Genomic DNA, 25,519 nt, shown 5'->3' with positions numbered 1-25,519 from the left:
GGCTTCCACTCCTACAACGAATTCAGGAAAGCAATCAGGGCTTCGCGCTGGGTTTTATCGAAGCCCAAAACGTGTTGTTTACTGTTCTCGGCTTCGCCGCCATGCCACAGAACTGCTTCCATTACGTTTCTTGCTCGCCCATCATGCAGATACTCGGTATGCCCATTCACTTCTTCGGTGTAGCCCAAGCCCCACAACGGCGCGGTTCGCCATTCCTGTCCGTTAGCAATGAATTCACCACGGTTGTCTGCCAATCCTTCGCCCATGTCGTGAAGCAGCAAATCCGTGTAGGGATGAATGGTTTGATTGCTCAGAGCTGGCCTATCAGTGCGCTCTCCGGTCTGAAGCGTTGATTGATGGCAACTTTCACAGCCTGCGTCGGTGAAGAGTTTCTCACCTAGTTGCACTTTGGGATCGTCGAGGTTTCGACGCATAGGCACAGCTAGATGCTGGGAATAGAACTCAACGAAATTAAGCACCTTTTCTGTGACTTCAGGGTTACCGCCATTTGGCAGCCGTTCACAGAGTGTTTGGGCTGACGTGCAGTTCTCCGCTGGGAATAAAGCACTGGTTAAGCCGAGATCGCCATTAAATGCCGCCGCGTTTTGTTGCATCAACGTGGGTTGCCCCGCTTTCCACCCAAAGCGGCCAACGACGGTTTTTTCCTGCAGAACATCCCACACTTCGTTTGGACGCCCTGATACGCCTTTGCCCTCTTTGAGTTGCGCTGCGGCAATATCTCTCATCGTTTGCTCAGTGACAGACTCAAGCAAACCAAGACCAATCATAGGTGGCGCGATACGGACAGACTTTTCTATCTGAGGGTGCATGTCTCCGTAATTCAGATCTTCGATAGTGATGACAGGTTTTCGAAGCTCTACCGAATAGCCGTCTTTGAACGTTTCATTGTGTTTCTCGAAGCGCAGGGCAATCCGACCTTCTGGCTTCTCCCCCGGAAGTGCGAAGTCCTGGAGTTGGCCGCCATAAACCGGGTCAGGAATGTTACCGGACATGATCAGCGCTTTTTTCTGCGCATCTGTGATTGCAGGGATACTAAGGCGGATCAGCATAGAAACGGCGTTGTCATCGCCCGGTTTGGGTAAATGACCACGCCCATCTTTGATATGGCAGTTCTGGCAACCATTAGTGTTGAACAGCGGGCCCAGTCCATCCCTTGCATCTGTCGAAGCAGGCGCACTCACCCAAGGGTTTCTGAAAAAGCTATTTCCGACACTGAAGTCGATGCGCTCAATCATAGGAAGATTGGTAGCAGGTTGTGAGAAGGCATTGACACCCTGCTTGTTAGTCGTGGTATCTCCACCGGATTTGATAGCAGAGGCGTTAGCAGAACAGGCAATAACAGCAAAAGCGAAAGGAATATATTTCATAACGACATTAAAACCAGCTAAACGACAGAAGCCTCCCTAAGGCTTAAAACCCAGGGAGGCTTGATAAAACATAAGAATCAAACTCAGAACTGATGATCAGCGCTGTCAGGGTTCAGGTTGGAAATTCCTAACTCCGCAGCGACCGTTTCAATGCTGCGGGTTTGTTGAACCAATGCCGAAATGGCGTTGTTCACCAGCTTGTTACCATCAGCGTTGTCGGACGCAATAAGCTGATCAAAATGCACATTGTCTTTCTCAGCAGATTCTACGAGTTGGTAAACGGCAGTGCGGGCTGAGTCGAAATCTGCTTTGATTTGTGCAGCCGCTTTATCGTTGTTGTTCTTCACCATATCCAGCAGCGATGGGCCCGTCAGTTCAGAACCATCAATACGCTGATAAGAGCCAGTCAGTACGTTGTAGATACCTTGCTCGTTGTAGTAGTGAGAGTTGTGCGTGTTGTCAGAAAAACAATCATGCTCGTCTTCCGTCGAATTCGCCTCTAGAGCGACTTTCATGCGCTCGCCTGCCAACTCACCGAGTGAAAGTGAGCCCATGCCAAACAGCATCTTACGCAGGCCGTTTGTGGTGTCTTCTTTCAGAAGGGTTTCGCGGTAGTTACCGGACTCGTTCGCGGACCATTGCTTTTCCATCCAAGTTAAATCTTCGATGAGCAAATCAGAAGCGGCTTTCAGGTACTCACGTCGACGGTCACAATTGTTGTTGGTACATGCTTCGCCGTAGGCAAAATCAGTGTAAGGACGCTCACCTGCGCCAGATTGAGTGCCATTCAGATCCTGCCCCCAAAGCAAGAATTCAATAGCGTGATAACCTGTCGCTACGTTCGCTTCGGACCCACCAATTTCATTCAAAGAAGCCAATAGCTCAGGCGTAATAGTGGTGACATCCAGCTTCTCGCTACCCACCTGAATGCTAGTGTTAGACACGATGTTCGCAACTGCACCACCATTACCAAGCTCGTATTGATAATCCGTTGCTACATAGTCGATCAGGCCTTCATCCAGTGGCCAAGCATTCAGCTGACCTTCCCAGTCGTCCACAATAGCGTTACCAAAACGGAATACTTCAGATTGTTGATAAGGTACGCGTGCGGCAACCCAAGCCGCTTTTGCAGCATCCAGGTTCGCTTGAGATGGAGATTCGATGAGGGCCTCAATCGCGGAATCCAATTTCACCGCAGATTGTTGCGCATCACTGTAAACAGCATGGGCCAGATTTGCATAGTGGTTAACGACTTCGTCCGGCGTTGCTGCCATTGCGGTGGTTGAAACAGAAGAAAGAACCCAAATAGAGCTGGCAATAGCCAAAGTGGAGCGCTTCATAATCATTCCTTGAATGCGTGTGGTTGTAACAAATTGTTGCGATCGGCAACAATTATTACATTCCCATTCGAGTAAATTCAAATGATATTGATAGTTTTTATCATTTAGATTAACCAGGAGTGATCATTCGTTGAAGTTTTGGGACTTTCATTTTATTTCAAGGATGAATGAGAGGTTCGAGAGAAAGTTCGTGTCACATCGCTTGAGACAGATTGAGCCTTAGGTGTAAGGTTGACCTAAAATATAAGTTAATATCCGATAATCGCTGGGATTTTTCCTTCAACAACGGCGCACATTCTGCTGTGAATCAGTGATGAAAGTATCCGTCTTTTACGCTTATTGCCCTATCAGCAATATTCCTGTGTAAAAGGTCTTTAAATCTTGATCTTTTATACCGATAATTCCCGCGATTTTTAACATCCTGCTGTCTAAAGGAGAGGCTTCTATGGAGAAGCACGAAGAGGTTCTGGTTGCACTACGACAAATCATCCGCGCTATCGATCTGCATTCTAGAAAACTGAATAAAGAAGCAGGTTTGACAGGACCCCAGTTGGTTCTGATGCGTGCAATCCAGGAACTGGGCGAAGTCACCATTCGTCAGCTTTCTAACCACACCAACATGAGTCAGGCAACAGCGACCACAATTCTTGATCGCTTGGCCAACCGTAACCTGATTGTGCGTGTGAGAAGTAATCTGGATAAGCGTAAAGTTCATGCCCATTTAACACCTGAAGGTGTGAAAGCATTAGAGCAAGCACCAAAGCCTTTGCAGGAAAGCTTTATTTCCCGCTTCCAGTCCCTCGAAGAGTGGGAACAGTCCCTGCTGATCTCTTCTGTTCAGCGCATCTCTTCAATGATGAACGCTGACAACATTGACGCGGCACCACTTTTGGAAGTGACACCTCTCACAACGGCAGAGCCTGTGCGTTCTGAGTGATGAAAAGCAGGATCAAAAAGAGCCCATTCGGGCTCTTTTTTTATGCGCGCTTTTCCCTTCGTCCGAAACTCACTATTCCCGTCGTCAGAGCAGTACCGGCAAAGATCGTTAATCCCCCCGCCAGCATTCTCGGCGTAATGACTTCCCCAAGGAAGGCAACACCCCAAACCGCAGCAAATAGCGGAATAAGGAAAGTGACTGCGATCGTATTGGTTGGCCCTACCCTGCTAATCAGTCTAAAAAACAGGATGTAAGCAAAGCCGGTAGACGCAATACCCAGGATGGCAGCAGCGATCCAGGCCGCAGAATCTGGCGCAGTTTCTGGCCAAAAAAGCAGTCCCAAAGGCAACAGAACAATTGTTGACCCAACCTGACTCCCTGTTGCAGTCACCAATGGTGGAGCTCCGGTCAGGAATCGCTTGGTATAACTCGCGGAAATGCCATACATCAAAGTAGCGCCCAGCACAGCAACGACCGGCCAACCCAGACCTTGATCGCCAAAATCCAGCTTGCCCCAAACCAGGATGATCACCCCTAGTACACCCAGTAACAAACCCAATATCCGAGCACGGTTCAGCGACTCGCCAAGCCAAAGATAGGCAATAATCGCCCCCCAGATAGGCGTGCCTGCATTCACAATAGATGCAAAACTCCCGGTCACACTGACCATGGCATAGGCAAAAAGAATAAATGGAATGGCCGAACTAAAAAGCCCGACGACACAAGCGTGAAACCAATTATCACGGAAAGCGGCGGTATACCCTTTGAGTTTTAATAGCGGAAGCAAAAACAGTGCGCCGAGGCCAACTCGCACCAGTATCAAAGCAAATGGGCCAAAGTCCGGCACTGCATAACGAATAAGGATGAATGAGCCTCCCCAAAGTGCAGCGAGTAGCATTAACTCCATCACATCCAGTTTTTTCATTTCCATATTTCTCTGCTTATATACCGTACGGTGAAGCGTATCCGAAGAATCACAAAGCCACCGGCCGGATACGGTACTCTCTGCTGCTCACAATAAAGACACTATTTTTTGTGGATTACATTGGTCTCCGACACACTAACCTTTTCAAACCATTAAAAATTTGCGTTGGAACCCACTAAAACATAGAAATTCCATCACTCAGACCTGATTGAAATCTGGCTTTAAGCATCTAGTTTTATATTTGATACACAAGCTTTGAGAGTAACCAGATGCACGAGAACAGAAGGATTCTTGCTGTCGACGATTCTGACGCCATCTTAATGATGGTGAAGTCTCTTTTGTCAGACATCGGTATTCATGAAGTCACCACCTTTAACGATCCCAAAGCGGCACTAGATGAAATCCACAAGTCGCCCACTAAATACGATATCGTTCTCACGGATCTCAACATGCCCGGGATCGACGGCATGGGGGTGATTCGCGAACTTGGTAATATGCGCTTCAACGGCGGTGTCTGCATCATATCTGACCTAGATGTCAGGATAATTGAACTTGCTGCTGAAGTTGCCCGCCAACAACAAGTGTGTTTACTCGGCAACATCTCAAAACCCATCAACAAAGACGCACTGCAACTCATTCTTGACCGAATGGACCAGTTCGAAGAGCGCAAATTCCTCAAGTTCAAGAAAATGACCAAAGAGGAACTGATCACCAGCATCGTTCATCATCAGGTTATCCCCTATTACCAGCCCAAGTTAAACCCAGACAACAATCGTGTCGAAAGTCTTGAAGTGCTAGCACGTATTCAAAAACCCGGTGAGGCTGATGCGATTCTTCCTGGTCGATTCATCCCTACCGCCATTCAATACGATTTGATGGACTTGCTGACTATGCAGTTGGCTGAAACAACCGCCGTCGACATGGAAGCACTTTCTGGGATCTTTGGTGACAAAGTTAAAATCAGTCTCAACCTCTCACCACAACAGTTGGCAGATTTGGAAATACCTAACCGGTTGGAAGCGCTCTTCAAAACCCGGAACATCGACAAATCCCGCGTAGTATTGGAAATAACCGAGGAATATGCACTGAAAACCGCTGAGCAGATGGAGTCTCTAAACAGGCTGAGAATTCGTGGGTATGGTCTGTCATTGGATGACTTTGGTACGGGCTTTACCAATCTGCAGCAGCTTCGGAGTCTGCCCTTCACTGAAGTAAAAATTGACCGCACCTTGATCAGTCAAATTCATCATGACCAGTTCAGTCAGGTGATTGTGCAGTCGCTCTCGGAGATCACCGATAAATTCAACGTTGATTTGGTGGCAGAAGGTATAGAGCACTTTGAAGAGTTGGAATACCTTTCTACACGCTATCCCGGTATCTTGTTGCAAGGATTTTTAATTTGCCGTCCAAGACCGATTGAATCGTTGCAAAGTTGGTATAGCAGCTGGCTGAAAGGTGTTGGCGCCAGCAACAGTTATGAAGGAACCGGTCGTTGACGCCCGAAATAATTGTGAGAAACGGCCTATGGCACACCATGACCTTTGCTCGCCACCCAAATGCGGTACCACTGTTCCCGAATCAGCTCAACTGACATAGCTTGTACTGCAGATTCTACACGTTCAAACTTGCCTGAGCCAACGATTGGCAGTGGCTTGCTTGGGTGACGGATAACAAAGCCATAAATCACCTGTTCCATTGTCACACCCAATTCTTCCGCAATTTCCGTCAACGTGGTTCTAAGGCGAACCGCTTGCTCAGAATCTGATGAGAAAATTGCACCTCCGCCCAGACATGACCAAGCCATAGGACGAATGCGAAGCTGCTGCATGAGATCCAAGGTGCCGTCATGCGCAACGTCGAAATTGATTGGATTTATCTCAACCTGGTTGGTGACAAGCGGTTTATCCAATCGGGATTGCAGTAGGTTGTATTGGGAAGGTGAGAAGTTAGACACACCAAAGTGCTTCACCTTACCGGCGGTATGAAGCTTCTCAAATGCGTCCGCCACTTCATCGGCGTCCATCAAACAATCAGGACGATGAATCAAAAGCACATCCAGACTATCCACGCCAAGACGGGAAAGACTGTTGTCTACTGACTGAAGAATATGCGCTTCTCCGGTGTCGTAGTGGTTAATTTTGCGTTCGGGTGCACTCTGACTCACCAGCTTGATGTCGCACTTGGAGACAATCTCCATGCTATCGCGTAGTGAGGGCTCCAGCTTCAGCGCTTCACCAAAAAGCGTTTCGCATTGATAGCCACCGTAGATGTCTGCGTGGTCGACCGTGGTGATGCCAAGTTCAAGGTGCTTTTTCATGAAAGTCAGGCGCTCTTGCGGAGACATCCCCCATTCGCCCAGCCGCCAATAACCTTGCACAAGTTCAGAAAGCTCTGGCCCTTGCGGTGCTATTTGTGCCCGTTTAATCGCAGTCACTCAACCTACTCCTGTTATTTGAGTATCTCCTTTGCAACGTCAGCAAAGGTGGAAAGCCAACAATGTAACATAGGCCGCAAATTGAAAGCACTTTGCCGTCCAATAAATGATTCAGCCCTTGCCCAAAAAGTGTTTTATTTCCTCAGCTTGTTCGATATATATTCGAGAAGACCTAATAGCGCGTAAGGGTACGAATATGAAAATCATTGGTTTAATTGGCGGAATGAGTTGGGAGTCAACAGCAATTTACTATCGGCTCCTCAATCAATACGTCCGGGAGGCGCTTGGTGGTCATCATTCAGCCAAAATCCTGATGAGCAGCGTCGATTTCGCCGACATTGAGGCTCAGCAACGCGCTGATGCTTGGGATAAATCTGCAAAACAATTAGCAGGAGAAGCAAGAAAGCTGGAAGCCGCTGGCGCTGACTTCATGCTGATTGGTACCAACACCATGCACAAAGTAGCAGCAGAAGTTCAAGACGCGATTTCCATTCCGCTACTCCACATCGCTGATGCAACCGCACAGAAGCTCAAAGAAGATGGCATCAAACATGTTGGTTTGCTGGGTACACGCTTCACCATGTCACAGCCATTCTACAAGGAGCGCCTGGCTTCCCATGGTATTCAAGTGAGTGTTCCGGAAGATTGGCATCAGGACATTGTTCACGAAATCATTTACCAAGAACTGGTTCAGGGCGAGGTAAACACGCATTCCCGCAAACAGTATCTTTCTGTTATCGACGCACTTAAAGCCCGTGGTGTTGAAGGCATTATTTTGGGATGCACTGAAATAGGGTTGTTGATCCAGCAGCAGCACACTCCTATTCCACTCTACGACACCACAGAATTACACGCTGAGGCAGCAGTTAAACTCGCACTCTCTGAGTTCAGCAAGGACGCAGTATGACAATTCGAGCAGTACAGGCCGGAGATCTTCCGGCCATCAACGACATATACAACCACTATGTGCGTGAAACCTCGATCACTTTCGATTACGAGCCATGGACAATCGAACAACGTGAAGCCTGGCTGGAAAAGCTGATAAACAGTGAAGGTTACTACCATGTGTTGGTCAAAGAGAACGAGCATGGCGAAGTGATTGGTTTTGCCTATAACGGCGAGTTCAGAGAAAAACAGGCCTATAAAGTCAGTTCTGAAATCACGATCTACCTCCGTCATGAGGTTCGTGCCAAGGGGTTAGGTTCAGCACTGATGGAGGCGCTTTTGAATAAGATGTTATCTTCGCCGGTATCCAGAGCTTATTCTGTGATTACTTTACCGAACCCTGCCTCTATAAAACTGCATGAAAAGTTTGGCTTTCAACAGGTTGGGCTATTGACTGATGTTGGCTACAAATTTGACCAGTATTACTCCGTTGCTATTTTGGAAAAGTCAATAAATAACAATTGAGTACTTATCTTTTTGCATTATCAATACATTTTAAATTGGGCAAAGCCTTATAAACTTTGCCCAACCTCCCTTACCTGCACTAAACCATTTATAAGACCATAAACCCATACAGCCCTACTAGCCAACCTCCAGATTTACCGTATTTCACTTCCTAAATGGATTTTCTATCCCCCTGTTTTTAATGATGAAAAATTAATTCTCTTCACTTTCATTACCTTAATGACCGCTCGCAAAGATTCCTGTGCGAAATAAGCAATTTATGCAAAAGCTTTCCTACACTTTTAAAAAGCCAATTTGGTTCGCATGTCTCTTCTATGGAGCAAGGTGACAATGAGAATTTCCACAAAAATTAAAACCGCATTTATCGCAATCAGCGCTATCGCTGTCATTGTGACAGCGAGTTTACTCACAGCAACGGCCATCAATACTTCTTCATTAGCAATTGAACATCAGTTGGAGAATCAACTGCTTTCAGTCAGAGAAGTCAAAAAAGCAGAAGTTCAAGATTACTTCGTCAATATCAGCAAACAATTGACGAATCTCGCCAACTCAACCATGACAGAGGATGCCATGGTTCAGTTTGCAAAAAGCTTTCAAAGTGTCACTACAGAGACGTTCCCAACCGCGGAACAGGGAGACATTTTAAAGAACTATTACCAGAATGAATTTGGGGCCACGTTCAGGGAAACCAATAATGCCAGTACAGATGCCCTCTCAAACCTCGACACTATTGGTCAAAACGGATTGCTTCTACAACAGGCATATATCGGTTTAAACGAAAACCCACTCGGTAATAAGCACCTGCTGGACAAGGCAAGCGATGGTACGACTTACAGTGAGGTGCACGAGGTTTTCCACAACAATTACCGCACCTTTTTGGAGTCATTTGGATACTACGACATCTTTCTGGTCGATAACTCTGGCAATATCGTGTACTCAGTTTTCAAAGAGCTCGACTTCGCGACCAACCTCCAAACAGGCCCTTACAAAGACAGCGGTCTCGCAGAAGCCTTTACTGGTGCGAAAAGTTTAGGCAAAGGCGAGTTTTCCTTTGTCGATTTCAAACCCTACTACCCTTCCTACGACAGCCCCGCTTCTTTCATTGGATCTCCTATCGTAAAAGATGGAAAAAACATCGGTGTACTCGTTTTCCAAATGCCCATTGATACGATTAACACCATTATGACTTACCACGGGAAGTGGCGAGAAGATGGGTTGGGCGAGTCCGGGGAGTCGTTCTTGGTTGGCCCAGACGGCCTGATGCGTTCTCAAGCTCGTATGTTGGTTGAAAATAAAGACGAATACCTAAAACTACTTGCCACATTTGGTGTAGCACAGAAACAGGTCGACCGCATTGCCACCACGGAGTCTTCTGCAGGGCAGCAGCCTATAAATTCAACATACGCGAGCCAGGCACTTGCAGGTAAAAAAGGCTTCGTTGCTACGGAAAATCATCTTGGTAGCACTGTGTTCGCCGCCTACACACCCATAGATATTCTTGGCACCCAATGGGCGCTGATTTCAGAGATAAACAAACAAGAAGCGTTGTTCGAGGTTCACGCTCTCGAGTCCACTTTGTATCAGGCGGCAGCTCTTACCGGTGTTGTGATTATTGCCATTGCAATCATTTGCGCTTGGGTGATTGCTTCAAGCATTAATAAGCCGATTGCCAATCTCACCCAACGTATCACCAGCATCGCCAAAAATCATGACCTCACGATGCGTTTGGATGCCAGCGGCAAGGATGAAATTGCACAGCTTTCGTCATCAATGAACACCATGCTTGATGACTTTATGACGGTTATCAAAGGCGCAGACGCCACCGTCAAAGCACTTGGCGACGCATCGGCAGATATACAACAGAATATTCATTCAATGCGTGGTGAGGTTGATCAACAGGCGTCTAATTCAAGCCAGGTGGCTACTGCTGCAACAGAGATGAACGCATCGATATCGGAAGTTGCCAACTTTGCTAATACCGCCTCTGAATCATCAGAAAACGTAGTGCAATCTGTGCGTCAAAGTGCGGATGTCGGTAAGCAACTGGTTAACGAAATTTCTTCTCTGTCCGACAAGATGAACGAAGCGACACAGTCGATGGAACAACTCTCAGCCGAGAGTAACTCCATTGGTTCTGTACTTGACGTGATTCAGGGCATTGCAGAGCAAACTAATCTCTTGGCTTTAAATGCCGCGATCGAAGCAGCGCGTGCAGGTGAACAAGGCCGTGGTTTTGCGGTAGTAGCCGATGAAGTGCGTTCGCTGGCAATTCGAACCCAAACATCAACAGAAGAAATCCGTGCCAAAGTGGAGTCGCTTCAAGCGGAGACCGACAAAGTGGTCAAGGGTATCAGCGGTGCTAACCAATTCGTGGCGAGTAGTGTAGAAAACTGCAATCGAAACAATGAAATGCTGGCACAAATTGAAGGCATGATGGTAGACATTAATGACATGAATACTCAAATTGCCACTGCAGCTACCGAGCAATCTTCAGTGACCGAAGAAATCTCGATGAATGTTAACAATATTGCCCGCTCTTCTGAGAATGTGTCTGAGAAAACCGTGAACACCGATGGCACAGCGATCAGCATCAATGAACAGGCCAAGAAACTGACAGAACAAATCGGTATCTTCAAAATCGCCTAACCGGCCACTAAAAAAGCAAAGGCCAGCAACTGCTGGCCTTTTTTGTTGAAGAATGGTCGCCTGTTTAGTCTGCGATTTCCAATGCTTCCTGAATAGGATTACTGGTTTTCGCCACATCACCAAAACCGCGCAAGCCCACAACGTGTACATGCTCTTTGTCGTTAAAGATCTTACGTACAAGTTTGTAGGTGGTGCCCTGCTCTGGGCTGATATTTTCCGGTGCAGCAATCAGAAGCTGCATATCCAGACGATGACATAGCTCGAACAGGGTCGAGATTGACTTCGCATCCAGACGCGCAGCCTCATCAAGGAATAGCAGACGGCATGGAATCACGTCTTTGCAACGCAGACGGCGAGATTCTTCTTCCCAGCTCTGCACGACCATCAACAGGATTGCCTGACCGGTACCAATGGCTTCACCCGTCGACAGTGCGCCGGATTCAGCCTGCAGCCAACCGTCAGTACCACGGTTAACTTCAATACCCAGTTCCAGATAGTTACGGTAATCCAGCAACTCTTCACCCAGAACCTGCGGTGAACGCTGACCCAAATCGATATGCGGGTTCAAACGCTGGAACAGTTTTGCCATCGCTTCAGAGAAGGTGAGGCGGTTGTTACCAAACAAGTCCTGGTGCTGCTCGGCGTTTTCAGCCAAACCAGCCAGCAGTTGTGCGTGGGTGTCACGAATCGAGACGTTAAGGCGCACACCTTTCACCTGACCAAAGGCGATGTTAGACAAGCCTTGGTTCAACAGACGAATGCGGTTTTGTTCGCGCTGGATGGTCTTGCGGATAATGTTCGCCACAGACTCTGAACTGATCGCCAGACGTTTCTCGCGCTGAGTCAGCTCTTCCGTCAAGCGTGCCAGTTCCACTTCCATTTCTTCAATGGCTTCGACCGGATCGTCGGTACGAATGATGTCATGACGGATACGCTCGCGCAGGTGCTGATAAACTGCTACGTAGAACAGAACTTTACGCTCAGGACGTGCCATGTCTTCAGACGCACGCAGCGCATCGCGCAGCGTTTCGTTATCAGCGACAGCCAGACGCAACGCACCCAGCGATTTATCCGACAGTGAACGCAGTTCGTCAGCAGACATGTACGCCATTTCACGGCGGTTCAGTTGTTTCTCTACATTGCTGCTGCGGGCAATCTTCAACACATCCATCCAACCCGCTTTCGCATTCACCACGAAAGTGCGCAGTTCGGTGTATTCTTTGCCGGCTTTCTTCAGTGTTTTCACCAGAGATTTCATCTCCAGTTCAATCGAAGTCAGGCCTTTTTCCAGCTCGCTCTTGCGACTGCGCGATTGTGATAGCTGTGCATTCAGCTCGTCACGACGAATACGTGCACGCTCTTCTGCTTCCACATCGGCGCGAACACCCAGCTCAACCAATTCACGTTTGAACTCAGCCACCGTTTCTTGTTTCGCTTGGTGCGAGCTCTTCAGAGACGCCAGAAGCTGGTTGTATTGGTTCACCTGATCGCGAACCTGCTTCACGTGTTCACGTGAACGGGTACGGGCGCGCTCAGCATCTACCAGCTTAGCTTTCAGCTGTTCATTCAGTTCGCTGCTCTTATCAAGAAGCTCAACCGCGTCGGCGTATCCAAAGTGGTGGCGACGCTCGACCAAATCAGACAGTGCGAAAAGCGTTTTCTTCAGCGATTGCAACGCTTCGTCCGCGTGCTGGTAAGCAGCGTTCAGTGCATCAAACTGTTCTGGGTCGGCATCCAGCGTTGAAACCAGATTCTCCAGTTCAGCCAGCGCTTTGCCATGCTCACGGGTGAAGTGGCGAGCTTCGTCTGCCTGAGACAAACGGCTTTCCACTTCTTCCAGACGACCTTCCAGCGTTTCATCTTCCAACGCGTTAACGACATGCTGAAGTTTGTTCAAAAGTGCAATCGCTTCTTTTGAACCGGTCAGTTGGCTGCGAACCTGCTGCTCGCTCTCGCGAAGTTGACCCAGTTGCCGCTGAACACTGCCACGTTTTTCACGCAGATCTTTCAGTGCCGCTTCTGGGTCTTCGTTAAACGCTACGTTCATGTGGTTCGACACGAACTGGTTGAAGCTTTGGGTCAGACGTTGAAGCTTCTGCGCATCAAACGAGGCTTTGGCGTAGTTTTCTACCAGCTCTTCACGCTTCTCACGCAAGATTTCTAAACGGTGCTCACGCGCCGCACGGCCAAACAGCGGAATTTTCGGGAAGCGAGAGTAACGTAGCTGACGATCGTTCAGGTGAACACAAACCGCGTCTTCCAACTCTTCAACATCAAATACGCTATCGTCAAAACCGTCTGCATCACCTTCGATGATGTAGAGGTCTTCCGGACAATCATCCAGATCCAGCAGCTTCTCTTTAATGCCTTTCAGATCAGGCACCACAATCGCGTGACGTGCTGGGCCATAGAGCGCCGAGAAATACGGAGCATCATCAATGGTGATGTCATCGTAAATTTCAGAAAGTAGCGTGCCGCCCAAGGTGTCAGCCAGAGATTGCAGACGTGCATCATCGCTGCCGCCCGGCTGCGCCAGACGTTCGATTTCTGCTTCCAGCGCTTGTTTCTCAGCTTGCAGCTTATCGCGAGTCGAGATAGTTTCACGCTCATCCGCCATCACGCGCTGCATGGTATCCAGCACCGCCTGATTGTCGTAAAGCTCAACCTCAGTCTGTTCTGCCAATTTCTCCAGCGCTTCTTGCGCGGCAATCCAGGCTGGCGCGACTTTTTCGAACTCAACCGCTTTAGCATTGATTTCGTTTTCGCTGCGTTGCAATTCGCGGACTTTCTCCGCTTGTTCGCCAACCGCTTCTTCTGCGGTTTCCAGACGTTCTTGTTGACGAGCCATTTCCAACTCAACCGCTTCTTCCGAAGCCACGGTTTCGTTGAACTGACGGTGATACTGCTCAGACAGAGTTTTCGCCTGCTGGAAACTGCGCATCTGACGTTCAAGGTCGCGATGCTGTGAAGCTAGCTGTTCAGCATTTGCCGCAAGATTCGCGAATTCACGGCCTTTTGCGATCACTTCGCGGGCTTTCGCGCCTGCGTCAGAACGTTCGACTTCGCCAGCGATGCTGCGCACTAATTCAAGGCCATGCTCGAACTGTTTAGCTGCGGCAGAAGACAGATCCAACTTGTGTTTCAGGCTTAAAAGCTCAGAGGTTTGTGCCTCTTCCTGCGCTTTCAGAGAACCCAAATATTCGGTTGCGTTTTCTTGTGAAAGCTCGTTATTACCGGTTAGTTCACGGGCTTTTTCCAGCGCTTTCACCGCTTGCTGATATTGCAGCGCGCGGGTTTGCTGCATATCCAGCGCTTGTTGGTAGTCAGCAAGCTGGGTTTTCAGGCTATCCACTTCTTCTTCAGAAAGGTGTGCCTGCTCTTCCGCCATCGCGAGTTGTTCTGTGGCTTCTTCCACCACCATCATCTGCTCTTCGAGACGGACTGCCAGCTCTTCCAAGTCTTCCTGATAGCGCTCAACTTTCTCTTGCTGACGTACTGCCGTCTGAACCAATTGGAGATGGTCAGACGCGGCTTGATAGTCCTGTTCTAAGTGAGTCTGGCTATCTGTCAGTGCATCCAATTCATCCGTCATGCGGCCAAATGTGGATTGGAAATCATCCAACTGGCGGCGAGAACCCAACAGTTCGCCGCGGCGCTGCAGTGCCAGCTCGAGCTTTTTGCGACGCTCGTTAGCATGGCGCATGTAGTCGGACGCCACATAGTTGGTCGATTCAGTGATCAGGTGCTTGAACAGGTCACGGTCACGCTGGGTCAGCTTGATCGCTTCCAGCGTCATACGGTTTTCACGAAGTGCCACTTCCATGTCCTGGAAGGCTTTCTTCACGCCGCCGTTTTGTGGCAACAGGTAGTCACGCAGGGATTTGGTAATTGCGCTCGAGATACCACCGTAAAGCGATGCTTCAATCAGGCGGTAGAACTTAGAACGATCGCTGCTGTTGCGCAGCTTCTTCGGCAAAGCTCCGAACTCGAACATCTGCGCGTGATAATCAGTCACGGAGTTGAACGCTTTGTAATGCGCCGTATCGTAGTCTGCCAGCGCGTCTTTCACCTCGTTCAATTGACGAACACGAACCTGATTCGCAGATACGTTTTCGATCAGGATGTCAGTTGGCTTCACACCAGATGGCAAGCCCTGAACGATGAAAGGCTTGATATCAACTTTCTTATCGCGGCCCGCCACTTGTTGCAGACGAACACCGAACAGAATACGTTGGTTACGCGAGTTCACCACATCCAGCGCGGCATAACAGGCGCCCGGCTTCAATTTACCGTGCAGGCCTTTATCGCGTGACGCGTTAGAACTGCCCGCTTCTGTTGTGTTACGGAAATGCAGCAGGCTTTGGTCAGGAATCATCGCAGTGATGAACGCAGCCATGGTGGTGGATTTACCCGCACCGTTACCGCCAGAAAGCGTCGTGACCAGATTGTCGATGTCAAAAGTACGGGCAAAGAAACCGTTCCAGTTGACCATAGTCAGCGATTGGAATTTACCGCGTTGGGTCATGCCTGAACCTCCTGATCATCATCTTCACGCTCTTCGTCGTGTTCTTCATCTTTCAGCAGGCTTGATTGAGCATGCTCTTGGGTGTGAATGACGGCTTCACCATCACGGATCAGACGCAGTTGTGCTTCACGGATATCGTCTCCCGCACGCACATCGGCACCGAAGCGGAATGTCGCTTCGCTTACACGGAATTTGCCATTCTCACCGATTGGCACAATCATGCCCAAGCGGCGAAGACGACGCAGCGAAGTCTTCACTTTGTCGAACAGTTTTTCACGGTCCAGATCAGAGCCAGATGCACGCAGTGTCACCAGCTTCATCAGTTTTTTCTCATCTGCCAGTGTCAGCAGTTCGTCAAACAGTTCCTGAGTGGTGAAAATACCTTCCTGCGCCAGACGTTCTGGGCTCAGATAAAGGAAACACAGAACCTTACCCACCAGCATGTCGAGTTCCGACAGCACTGCGCGTCCAATCAGGGACGTCGAGCGCGGACGCAGGTAAAAGAAGCCTTCCGGCGCACGCACCAACTCCGCGTTATAACGCTGGTAGAAGTGCTGCAACGGGTTTTCGAATTCAATCAGGTATGCATGATTGTCCAGATCTTCGCTGGCAATATGGCGGCCAGCACGCAGCGCACTATCCAAAGCCGGGAATAAAGGATTGGCAATCGCTTTGGCCAATTCTTCCGGCATAAATTCTTCAATATTTATCGATGACATTCGCTTGTACCTTGGCTCCATAATCGTTAATTGCCTGCCAGTCCGGCTGAATCGCACTCAAGTCAGATTGCGAGTAACCAAGACGAACCGCTTGGTTGATCACAATGCGTGCTAAGTCGAAGTGGCGTGCTTGTGGGTGTTGAGCCAGATAGTTTTTCAGTACCACGCCCAAATCTATGCCCTCGCCCGTCGTACGGTGACGAGACAACATGTCAGAGATTTGGTCGCTCAATTGGTCGTTAACCAGTGTCAGTTCCTCAAACTCGACTTCTGCCGGCATTTCGCCTGTCACTTCGTCATCACGAAGTACCAGTGCTTCGTCACGCATATCGCGTAGACGCTCTGCATCGGCAAAGGTCAGGAACCATGGGTTATCGAAGTATTCTGTCACCGACTGGCGAAGACGCTGGCTAAACGCACGGTTCTTGTCCATGTCGATGGCATTACGAATAAACTTGTGAACGTGGCGGTCGTAACCGATCCACAGATCAATCGCCTGCTGGCCCCAGTTCACAATGCGATCGAGCTTCATTTGCAGGTTGTAGATCATGGCATCAACGAAATCTAAGTCGTCGCGGCCTTGTACCTGCTCCTGAATATTCAAAAGCTGGGTTTGTAGCTGATCCCCGGCAGATTGCAGGGTGTCCTGAAGTTCACGCAGGGTACTGGAGGTTTCGTTCAGCAGTTGCTCACAGTTGGCAATCGCAGCCTGCCAGTCTTGGTTTAACAGTGCAGCAATGTCTTCTTTCACTTTCTGCTGCTGTTCATCCATGGTGCGCTGGTTCAGATCGATACGATCGAAAATTTCGGCCACTGAATACTTCAGTACGCCGTAAACATTCTTACGCCAGAAATCTGCATCGCCGTCTTCTTCTGCAGCTGTCAGGGCTTTTTCAATCTCATCTGCCACCATGGACAGTTGGATAGAAAGCTTGAGAGAGCTGTATTCGCGGTGACGCGCATAGTAATCGCTGATACCCAGTGCCAGCGGTGTGAGTCGGTAAATACTCGCACCGTCCGTCATTTCACTGGTGAAACGACTTAGCAGGCGGCTGCGTACCAAGTCGTTGATGGCATTGTTCGCACGAAACGCGATGGTTTCGCTAGCTTGATCGAATTGGTCACTGACGATACGGAATGCATCAATCAATTCCCCTTCCCCTAGCTCCTCCTCGTAACGCTCGCTGCTGAGTACAGCAACGGCAAGGAGAAATGCCAGCCGTTCCGGCGGCAGATTAAGGGAGAAGTCGTTCGTCTTCACCCAACCAACCAACTCAGGAACAGTCTGAGAGAATTCGCTCATCCGTTTTCCTTGTTGTATACGTGTAGTCTTGTAATCGTTATGGCTCGAGAGGCCTTTGTGCGTACACGTGAATGTAGCGACCTAACGAGATAAAAGGTTCTTGACGGCAGAGTTTTTGCTCCATCGCCACCACCTGTTCAAAGGTGAACTCGCCCGTTCTTGTGTCTTTCATATAGTCATGAAACGTGCGGACACCACTTTTCCCCAAAATAGTAAAACCAGCCTCTTCAATCCATGCGTAAACATCTTCTGGCTGAAGACCCTTTTGAGGCTGGAGTTTAAAACGTTTTCTGTGCGGCATGCCTTCTTCTACATGGGTCAAATTGCCGCAAATTAAATTCTTAAACAGCAATCCATTTTGGTTGTAGAACATGACCGAAGCAACACCGCCCGGCTTAACTTGTGACAGTACGACATCCAGTGCTTCACGTGGATCTGCCAGCCATTCCATCACCGCATGAAAAAGCATCAAATCGAATGATTTATCAACATGCTGTGCGATTTCCTGCGCAGGCGCGTGGACGAAGCGATATTGCGGCAGAAGGCCTGCTTCTTCGATATCTTTTTCCGCCAGTTCGAGCATCTGTGAAGAAAGATCACACAAGGTGACTTTGTGTCCACGATGTGCAATTTGTTGCGATAACTGCGCTAAACCGCCTCCAGCGTCCAAAATGTCTAATGGACTGGATTCACCCAAGCGGCTAAGTATTGATTCGAGATCTTGCCAAACAACGGCTTGGCGGATTTCTCCCTTGCCCGAGCCATAAATGTTTTTAACAAATTTGTGGGCAATGTCGTCGAAATTTCTATCCTCTGTCACAGTGCCTTCGTTATCATTGTCTGCTAAGGGGTTTATTTTCGCATAAGCCTGCCGTTAATAAAGGTCTGATGCACTTTCTGGCCCCTGTTTGACTATATTTCGGGCGACATTTCATGTTTGAACTAAAAAAACTTATATCAACTTTACTGATGCCCTTGCCTGCGCTACTGCTTCTTGGATTCTTCGGTCTCTTTTTGATCTGGTTTACCCAGCGCAAAGGCTTCGGTTCGTTCCTCGTTTTTGTTTCGCTGCTGTTCATCTTCTTGGCATCTTTTCAGCCTTTCACCTCTTCACTGCTTATCAAGCTGGAAAGGCAATATGAGCCATTCCTTCCACCGGAAGATCCCGTCGAGTACGTGATGGTGTTAGGTCACGGACATGTCGTTGATGATGAGATTCCGCCAACCTCAGAATTGTCACGTGTCGCGCTCATGCGTCTTGCTGAAGGTGTTCGCATTCACTTCATGTACCCAACCTCAAAATTGATCCTGTCTGGCTATGACGGTGGGTATGAAGTTAGCCATGCTCGCATGCTGGCAAGGGTTGCGATGGCGCTGGGCGTGAACAAGAACAATATCCTGTTACTCGAAACGGCAAAAGACACCTGGGAAGAGGCTTTCCAGGCAGCATCTGTTGTCGGTGACAGCAATCTGGTTCTGGTAACGTCGGCAAACCATATGCCACGTGCAATGTATGAGTTCGAGAATGCAGGTTTGAACCCAATTCCAGCACCAACCAACTTCATGGCGCAGAAAGAGATTCACCAACCATGGATCAAGTACGGCCCTCGTGCGCAGTACCTTGAGCAGTTCGAACGTTACTGGCATGAAAATCTGGGACAGCTTTGGCAACGCCTACGTGACAAAGTTGCTCAACAGGAAGCGGTCCTTCAAGGTGACCCTGTTACCTCTCCGGAGCAAAACAAAGATGCTGTGATGGAAGATATCGAAGAGCTGGATCATGCCATCAATCCCAATGCAGATAATCTGGCTCCAGCCAATTAGCACGCTTTTTGAATCAGAAATAAAAACGCCCTGACTGAGTCAGGGCGTTTTTTCTATCAATAATAAGATTATTGATAGGCAATCAGCTTGCGCACTACTTCCAGATCTTCAGGGGTATCAACACCCGCTGGCGGCGCTTCAATAGCGACATCCACATGGATTTTCTCGCCATACCAAAGCACACGAAGCTGTTCGAGACATTCAATATGCTCAATGGGGCTTGGTTCCCAGTTGATGTAGGTATTGATAAAGCCCGCACGGTAGCCGTAAATGCCAATATGACGTTTCAGGTTGTGATGAATTTCAGCTGGCGCTTTAGCAAAATTATCGCGATCCCAAGGAATCGTTGCACGACTGAAATACAATGCGTAACCGTCTTTGTCCGTCACCACTTTTACGGCATTAGGGTTGAACACTTCGTCTGCATGATCAATGTTGACGGCCAGTGTCGACATCGGCGCTTCACTGCGTGCTAGGTTTTCTGCCACCTGACGAATCACGCTAGGCGGGATCAGCGGCTCATCACCCTGCACATTCACAATGATTTCATCAGCAGCAAGGTTATATTTCTCAACCACTTCCGCCAAGCGCTCAGTGCCTGATTGGTGGTCTTCGCGTGTCATGCATACTTCACCACCAAAGGCATTTGCTGCATCAACAATGCGTTGATCGTCAGTCGCGATGATGACTTTGTCTGCGCCTGATTTCATTGCCTGCTCATAAACCCATTGGATCATCGGCTTGCCACCGATATCAACCAGTGGTTTTGCAGGTAGGCGGCTCGACGCGTAGCGCGCCGGGATCACCACGGTGAATTTCATTGTTTAACCTCGTCAGAAGACATTTCACGTGCTTCTGTCGCCAGCATGACAGGAATACCTTCTCGGATTGGATAAGCCAAGCGGTCGAATTTACATACCAACTCGTTATTTTCTTTGTTGTAGTTGAGCTTTCCTTTACAAGCAGGGCAAGCAACGATTTCAAGCAGTCGGTGATCCATATCCATCCTTCACTTTCATGATTTTGTTCAAAATGTTGGTCGTATCTGTGTCGCTAAATGCAGCGTCAACAGGCAGATACCACCAATTTTCAATGTCTGGGTACTGGTTGATAAAGGCGCGGCATTTCACTGCGTCTTTTTCCGTCATCAGCAAATTCTGACCTTTCTTCGCCAATGCGTCCAATTGGGTATATTCAAATGCTTTATGATCAGCAAAAGGCTCGCAGTGCACTGGCTTAACACCAAGTGACGCCAAAGTATTAAAAAAGCGCTGTGGGTTCCCGATTCCGGCCAAGGCAACAGGGGCGTCAAGAGAATCAGCAGAAGCACGTTTGCCTGTTTTCAAGTTAATGAACTCAGCAGGCTTCAACGACATTGCGATTTCATCCGTTTCTGCTTTACCACCGTTGCAGACAACGAAATCGACACTGTTCAAGCGTTCAGTTTGCTCGCGCAGTGGGCCAAACGGTATGTAGTGTTGATTGCCGAAACGGCGTTCACCATCAACGATAACGAATTCAATATCTCGCGCCAGTTTGTAATGCTGAAGGCCATCATCAGTGATGACGATATCTACACCCAATGGCAACAGGGCCTTTACGGCATCACTGCGAACAGGAGAAATAGCGACGGGTACCTCGGTTCGCTGGTAAATCAAAACAGGCTCGTCGCCCGCTTTGTCGGTGTTTGTGTTTTCATCAACGACAAACGGATAGCTTTCCGCCTTGCCGCCATAACCTCGAGAAACCACACCGGGGTTGAAGCCTTTGGCTTTCAATTGCTCCACCAGCCAAATGACAACCGGGGTTTTACCATTGCCACCCACCGTGATGTTACCCACCACTATCACAGGAACAGGCGCTCGATATACATCACTGGTGCCAGCTAAAAATGCAGCACGACGCTTTTTCGCAATTGCACCAAACAACTTGCTCAGCGGCCACAAAAGTGGCGCGCTGATCCAACCTAGCGGGTGGTTTTCAAACCAGATTTTTTCGACCAAGCCCGCCAAGTCTTACTCTCCGAACTGTATGCGGTGAAGCTGGGCGTAAGCACCATCTTTCGCCAGCAGTTCTTCATGGGTCCCACGTTCAACAATCTCGCCTTCATCGACGACCAGAATTTGATCAGCGTTTTCAATGGTCGACAGTCGGTGCGCAATCACCAGTACGGTTCGATCTTTTTGAAGCTCATCCAACGCTGCCTGGATAGCACGCTCTGACTCTGTATCCAACGCAGACGTTGCCTCATCGAGAATCAGCACTGGCGCATTACGCAGCAAAGCACGGGCAATAGCGATACGTTGGCGCTGACCACCAGACAGGCTCACACCGTTCTCACCGATGATTGTGTCAAAACCATTGTCCATATTACGGATAAAGTCTGACGCATAAGCCAAGTCTGCTGCACGCTCAATCTCTTCGCGGGTGTACTCGTTCTCAGCCGCATAAGCAATGTTGTTGGCGATGGTGTCGTTGAACAGGTGAACATTCTGGGAAACGATGGCAACGTGATCACGCAGGTTACTTAGGGTGTAATCTTCGATTTTTACGCCATCAATGGTGATATCACCGCTGTCGATGTCGTAGAAACGGGTCAACAGGTTAGCAATGGTGCTCTTACCGGAACCAGAGCGCCCCACCAGTGCCAACGTCTGCCCTGCAGCTAAATCGAAGGTAACATGATTAAGCGCTGGCGTATCTTTGGTTGGGTAAGTGAAGACAACGTCGTTGACTTTGATATCACCTTTCACACGTTCAGCAACGTGTTTACCGTTGTCTTTTTCCGTTTCCATTTCCATCAGTTCAAACAAGCTGGTACATGCCGCCATACCACGTTGGAACTGGGAGGTCACATTGGTCAGCGCTTTAAGGGGACGCATCAAACCAAACATGGCCGCAAATACCACAGCGAAAGTGCCTGCGGTAAGTTCATTTCGAATAGCATCGGTATTCGCCAACACCAAAACCGCTACCAACGCAAAAGACGCGATCAGCTGGATCACAGGGTTGGCAATCGCCTGCGCTGAAACCAACTTCATGGTTTGTTGGCGCATGCGGTTAGACACGTTCTCAAAGCGCTCTTTTTCCACTTCCTGACCGCCAAAGCTCAATACCACTTTGTGGCCTTTCAACATTTGTTCTGCTGATGAAGTGACAGACCCCATCGCTTCCTGCATGTTGGAAGAAATTTTACGGAAGCGCTTGGAGACAACACGGATTGCAACCGCAACGATAGGGGCGATAACCAGAAGAATCGCAGAAAGCTGCCAGCTGTTATAGAACATCAGGATCATCAAGCCGATAATCGACGCACCTTCGCGCACCAAGCTCACTAATGCCCCACTGGTGGCGTTAGCAACCTGTTCTGAGTCGTAGGTAATACGGGAAAGAAGCGCCCCAGAGGACTCTGTGTCAAAGAAGCTCACTGGCATCTTCATAAAGTGATTGAACACACGACGACGCATAGTCATCACAACATTCCCTGACACCCATGAAAGGCCATAGGCGGAAACGAAGCTGGAAAGCCCTCTCATTATGATCAGACCTACAAGATAGAGAGGCATCCACTTTAAGAAATCACTGTCAACACTGTCGTAAGTAAAGCCTTCATCAAGGAGCGGCTTAAGCATAGATACCATCAAGGTATCGGCTGCTGCATTAACAATCAGAGCGATAATCGCAACCACCAGGCCTATTTTATAGTTGGCAATGTATGGCCAAAGGTGCTTAAAGGTTTCCCAGGTGGTTTTGTCTTGGTAGTTTGATGACATGTTATTTGCTTATGTTCTTGCAAGTAGCGGGCATTCTACTCTTTTATTGAGGGTGGTCCAAACATCTTCCTGTACCAAAAAGGCTCGATATCAAGACGTTGGCTAGTAACCCGCCAACCCTTGTCTGAGAAATGTACACTCACTTGGCCGTGTTGTCCGGTTTCATACCAAGAAATGTTGCGGTCACGGTATCTATCGACAACATCTGGGTTCGGCAAGTTCCAAGGAGTATATCGACCTGTGGATGCGATCGCCGCATTAGGATTGACGGCATCGATAAATCCTGAAGATGAAGACGTTTTGCTGCCATGATGTGGAACCAGCAGCACATTCGCACTGACATCAGCGCCCCGTTCTACCAACCAGTTCTCCTGCTCTTTGGGTAAGTCTCCCGTCAGCAAAACCGAATAGTTTTCGTCTGAGATGCGTACAACGCAAGAGTCCTCGTTTTCTGCCTCTTCAGTCACTTCATTGGGATATAACACCTCGAAGTTCAGTGATTGCCATTGCCAGTCTGCGCCACGGACACAAGGAATAAAGCCACCACCAGCTTCAGGTACCCTTACCCAATCTGGCGATAGATTTTCGATAACCCAATCCGCACCACCAGAGTGATCATTGTCTCCATGACTGAGGATCAAACCGGTTAGTTTGCTGTCTCTTGCAGAAAGAATGGGTTCAATCACGGATTGCGCGATACTCCCAGATGACCATGCAGCACCTGTGTCATACAGGAGAGCCTCTCCATTCTTTTCGACCAACACGGCCAGTCCGTGTCCGACATCAAGAACATCAACATGCCATTCGTTTGATTTCTCTGCAGAGCCGCGCCAGCCCACTAAGCTAAGGATCATCACAACAGAAAGCACTTTGAACTTTCGAAATGCACCCAGAGATAGCAGATACAGCATCAGGACAAGAGTAAGGACAAAACCTAGGGAAGTACTTTGAATATCCAACCACCCTATATCGGCATGGTTTAACATATGACGAATGGGCCAAAGTGAATAGTCAGCGAGACGCCATAACCACGCGGCGCTAAATAATGAACTCGCAAGAAGCGAGAGTAATATGATTGGCACCGTCAACAGACTCACTATGGGCACGGCAATCAGATTGCTGAGTAAAGAAAGGAAACTGACTCCCCCGAACCAAGCCCAAGTCAGAGGTAACATGCCGACAATGAGATAACACTGCATGCGAAATAGCTGGATGACGTAATTCAGCGGACCTTTCGACTCCCCTCGTCCAGTCGTAAACGTCATGATGCAAAGCACCATCACAGCACCAAAGGAAAGCCAGAAACTGACGGAAAACACCGACAGCGGATCAATAAGTAATACAAACCCTAAGACTAACAAAAAGGTATTGAAAGGACTGACGCTAAAACCCGATTGTCGAATCGCCATGAAAACGACCAAAGCAATGAGCGCTCTTTGAGCCGTTAAAGAAAAGCCCGCCAACCAAGCATAGGTGATAGCACACCCCAAACCTGCCAGTACCGAAAGCCAGAGATATCTATCTGATCGATTGAATAGCGGCAGGCAAGCCTTAGTTACCCTGTAACCGAAGAAGAATGCTAAACCGATATGAAGCCCTGAAATCGCGAGAAGGTGTGCCAAGCCTGTATTCCTGAGCGTCATCCAATCTTGGCTAGTTAGAAAAGCCCTTTCACCAAACGCTAGTGCGACGAGGAATGCGCTGTTTTCGAAAGGTAGGATTTGGGGAAGTACCCGATCAAATAGCCACTGCCTGGCTGATATTCCTTCATCAATCAGGTTCGCAGAAAGCACGGTGCCTTTGGCATGAATATGTTTTGAAAGAAAATAGGTTTCTGCGTCAAATCCTGCTTCGTTTACCCTGCCATAAGGCTCACGAATTCGGACCTTCAGCTCCCAGTGTTGCCCTTGTTTTACGGGAAATTCACTGCGCCAATAAAAACGGGCACGGAATTTCTCAAAGGCGCTCAATTTCCGTCCATTCACTGTGTCGACATCAAAGATTACACTTGTTTGCTGATTTTCCCCTGTAAAAAGGCTGCCAACTTTGCCCGCTATGGTAGTATTCTGAACCACTGTCAAAGCGGTACTGGTTTTAAACAAATGCAGTGACGCTGCGCTGGACGCCACCAGACAGCCAATGGTGAGACCAATTACAAACAGGGGAACGCGTTTGCATTGGACAAGGATGACAGCGAGAAGCCCAAGCATCAGCGTGGGTTCCGGGAGCGCTGGCCACCATCTAAGCGAGACAATAGCCACCACGATGCCGAGCATGATTTTCATATCGGTAGCC

The 25,519-nt window shown here is 48.7% G+C and carries 19 protein-coding genes; 6 read left to right on the top strand and 13 right to left on the bottom strand.

What is annotated here, in order from left to right; all coding sequences use genetic code 11:
- Window positions 1-11: 11 nt before the first annotated feature.
- Together G5S52_RS06620 and G5S52_RS06615 are read right to left on the bottom strand one after the other, a co-directional pair.
- Window positions 12-1,388, bottom strand: a complete 1,377-nt coding sequence (locus G5S52_RS06620; protein WP_165012337.1) for a di-heme oxidoreductase family protein — start codon at window positions 1,386-1,388, stop codon at window positions 12-14.
- An 83-nt stretch (window positions 1,389-1,471) separates the two neighbouring features.
- Window positions 1,472-2,728, bottom strand: a complete 1,257-nt coding sequence (locus G5S52_RS06615; protein ID WP_165012336.1) for an imelysin family protein — start codon at window positions 2,726-2,728, stop codon at window positions 1,472-1,474.
- 445 nt (window positions 2,729-3,173) lie between these two features.
- On the opposite strand from G5S52_RS06615, the gene G5S52_RS06610 reads away from it, so the two are divergent.
- Window positions 3,174-3,665: a MarR family winged helix-turn-helix transcriptional regulator gene (locus tag G5S52_RS06610; RefSeq protein ID WP_165012335.1), complete on the top strand. Its 492-nt coding sequence runs from the start codon at window positions 3,174-3,176 to the stop codon at window positions 3,663-3,665.
- A gap of 40 nt (window positions 3,666-3,705) precedes the next feature.
- Here the strand turns inward: G5S52_RS06610 and G5S52_RS06605 are convergent, their stop codons facing one another.
- On the bottom strand, window positions 3,706-4,596 hold the full coding sequence (locus tag G5S52_RS06605; RefSeq protein WP_165012334.1) for a DMT family transporter: 891 nt from the start codon (window positions 4,594-4,596) through the stop codon (window positions 3,706-3,708).
- A gap of 263 nt (window positions 4,597-4,859) precedes the next feature.
- Between G5S52_RS06605 and G5S52_RS06600 the strand changes: the two genes are divergently transcribed.
- Window positions 4,860-6,086, top strand: a complete 1,227-nt coding sequence (locus G5S52_RS06600) for an EAL domain-containing response regulator (RefSeq protein WP_165012333.1) — start codon at window positions 4,860-4,862, stop codon at window positions 6,084-6,086.
- 26 nt (window positions 6,087-6,112) lie between these two features.
- On the opposite strand, the gene G5S52_RS06595 is transcribed toward G5S52_RS06600, so the two are convergent.
- Window positions 6,113-7,024 (bottom strand): aldo/keto reductase, encoded by a 912-nt coding sequence (locus G5S52_RS06595; protein WP_165012332.1) that lies wholly within the window; start codon window positions 7,022-7,024, stop codon window positions 6,113-6,115.
- Between the two features lie 196 nt (window positions 7,025-7,220).
- On the opposite strand from G5S52_RS06595, the gene G5S52_RS06590 reads away from it, so the two are divergent.
- The 3 genes from G5S52_RS06590 to G5S52_RS06580 all read left to right on the top strand — a co-directional run bounded on the left by G5S52_RS06590 (window position 7,221) and on the right by G5S52_RS06580 (window position 11,080).
- On the top strand, window positions 7,221-7,931 hold the full coding sequence (locus tag G5S52_RS06590) for an aspartate/glutamate racemase family protein (RefSeq protein WP_165012331.1): 711 nt from the start codon (window positions 7,221-7,223) through the stop codon (window positions 7,929-7,931).
- Window positions 7,928-8,434, top strand: coding sequence for a GNAT family N-acetyltransferase (locus G5S52_RS06585; RefSeq protein ID WP_165012330.1), 507 nt, complete (start codon window positions 7,928-7,930; stop codon window positions 8,432-8,434). Before G5S52_RS06590 ends, G5S52_RS06585 begins: the two co-directional genes overlap by 4 nt.
- A gap of 330 nt (window positions 8,435-8,764) precedes the next feature.
- On the top strand, window positions 8,765-11,080 hold the full coding sequence (locus G5S52_RS06580; protein WP_165012329.1) for a methyl-accepting chemotaxis protein: 2,316 nt from the start codon (window positions 8,765-8,767) through the stop codon (window positions 11,078-11,080).
- A 64-nt stretch (window positions 11,081-11,144) separates the two neighbouring features.
- Here G5S52_RS06580 and mukB read toward each other — a convergent pair whose 3' ends face one another.
- The 4 genes from mukB to cmoM are packed head-to-tail and all read right to left on the bottom strand — an operon-like array spanning window position 11,145 to window position 18,447.
- Window positions 11,145-15,605 carry a chromosome partition protein MukB gene (gene mukB / locus G5S52_RS06575; RefSeq protein ID WP_165012328.1) on the bottom strand — a complete coding sequence of 1,487 codons (4,461 nt, stop codon included), beginning with the start codon at window positions 15,603-15,605 and terminating at the stop codon, window positions 11,145-11,147.
- The gene (gene mukE, locus G5S52_RS06570) at window positions 15,602-16,324 is read right to left on the bottom strand and encodes a chromosome partition protein MukE (RefSeq protein ID WP_046305878.1); all 723 of its coding nucleotides are present in this window, start codon (window positions 16,322-16,324) and stop codon (window positions 15,602-15,604) included. The genes mukB and mukE overlap by 4 nt, the downstream gene beginning before the upstream one ends.
- On the bottom strand, window positions 16,305-17,627 hold the full coding sequence (gene mukF / locus G5S52_RS06565; RefSeq protein WP_165012327.1) for a chromosome partition protein MukF: 1,323 nt from the start codon (window positions 17,625-17,627) through the stop codon (window positions 16,305-16,307). Before mukF ends, mukE begins: the two co-directional genes overlap by 20 nt.
- A 37-nt stretch (window positions 17,628-17,664) precedes the next feature.
- Window positions 17,665-18,447 carry a tRNA uridine 5-oxyacetic acid(34) methyltransferase CmoM gene (gene cmoM, locus G5S52_RS06560; protein WP_165012326.1) on the bottom strand — a complete coding sequence of 261 codons (783 nt, stop codon included), beginning with the start codon at window positions 18,445-18,447 and terminating at the stop codon, window positions 17,665-17,667.
- 113 nt (window positions 18,448-18,560) lie between these two features.
- On the opposite strand from cmoM, the gene elyC reads away from it, so the two are divergent.
- The gene (gene elyC, locus G5S52_RS06555; RefSeq protein WP_165012325.1) at window positions 18,561-19,451 is read left to right on the top strand and encodes an envelope biogenesis factor ElyC; all 891 of its coding nucleotides are present in this window, start codon (window positions 18,561-18,563) and stop codon (window positions 19,449-19,451) included.
- 68 nt (window positions 19,452-19,519) lie between these two features.
- Here the strand turns inward: elyC and kdsB are convergent, their stop codons facing one another.
- From kdsB to G5S52_RS06530, 5 genes are read right to left on the bottom strand one after another with little or no spacing between them, the layout of a single operon-like run.
- Window positions 19,520-20,272: a 3-deoxy-manno-octulosonate cytidylyltransferase gene (gene kdsB / locus G5S52_RS06550; RefSeq protein WP_165012324.1), complete on the bottom strand. Its 753-nt coding sequence runs from the start codon at window positions 20,270-20,272 to the stop codon at window positions 19,520-19,522.
- Window positions 20,269-20,451, bottom strand: coding sequence for a Trm112 family protein (locus tag G5S52_RS06545; RefSeq protein WP_165012323.1), 183 nt, complete (start codon window positions 20,449-20,451; stop codon window positions 20,269-20,271). Before G5S52_RS06545 ends, kdsB begins: the two co-directional genes overlap by 4 nt.
- Entirely contained in the window at window positions 20,432-21,463 is a 1,032-nt protein-coding gene (gene lpxK / locus G5S52_RS06540) for a tetraacyldisaccharide 4'-kinase (protein WP_165012322.1), read from the bottom strand. The genes G5S52_RS06545 and lpxK overlap by 20 nt, the downstream gene beginning before the upstream one ends.
- 3 nt (window positions 21,464-21,466) lie before the next feature.
- Entirely contained in the window at window positions 21,467-23,224 is a 1,758-nt protein-coding gene (msbA, locus tag G5S52_RS06535) for a lipid A ABC transporter ATP-binding protein/permease MsbA (protein WP_165012321.1), read from the bottom strand.
- Window positions 23,225-23,259: 35 nt separating this feature from the next.
- Entirely contained in the window at window positions 23,260-25,509 is a 2,250-nt protein-coding gene (locus G5S52_RS06530) for a DNA internalization-related competence protein ComEC/Rec2 (protein WP_165012320.1), read from the bottom strand.
- Window positions 25,510-25,519 lie beyond the last annotated feature (10 nt).

Origin of the sequence: Grimontia sedimenti (assembly GCF_011045095.1) — a bacterium.
GTDB classification, from domain to species: domain Bacteria; phylum Pseudomonadota; class Gammaproteobacteria; order Enterobacterales; family Vibrionaceae; genus Enterovibrio; species Enterovibrio sedimenti.
This window is presented reverse-complemented; position numbering and strand designations above follow the sequence as displayed.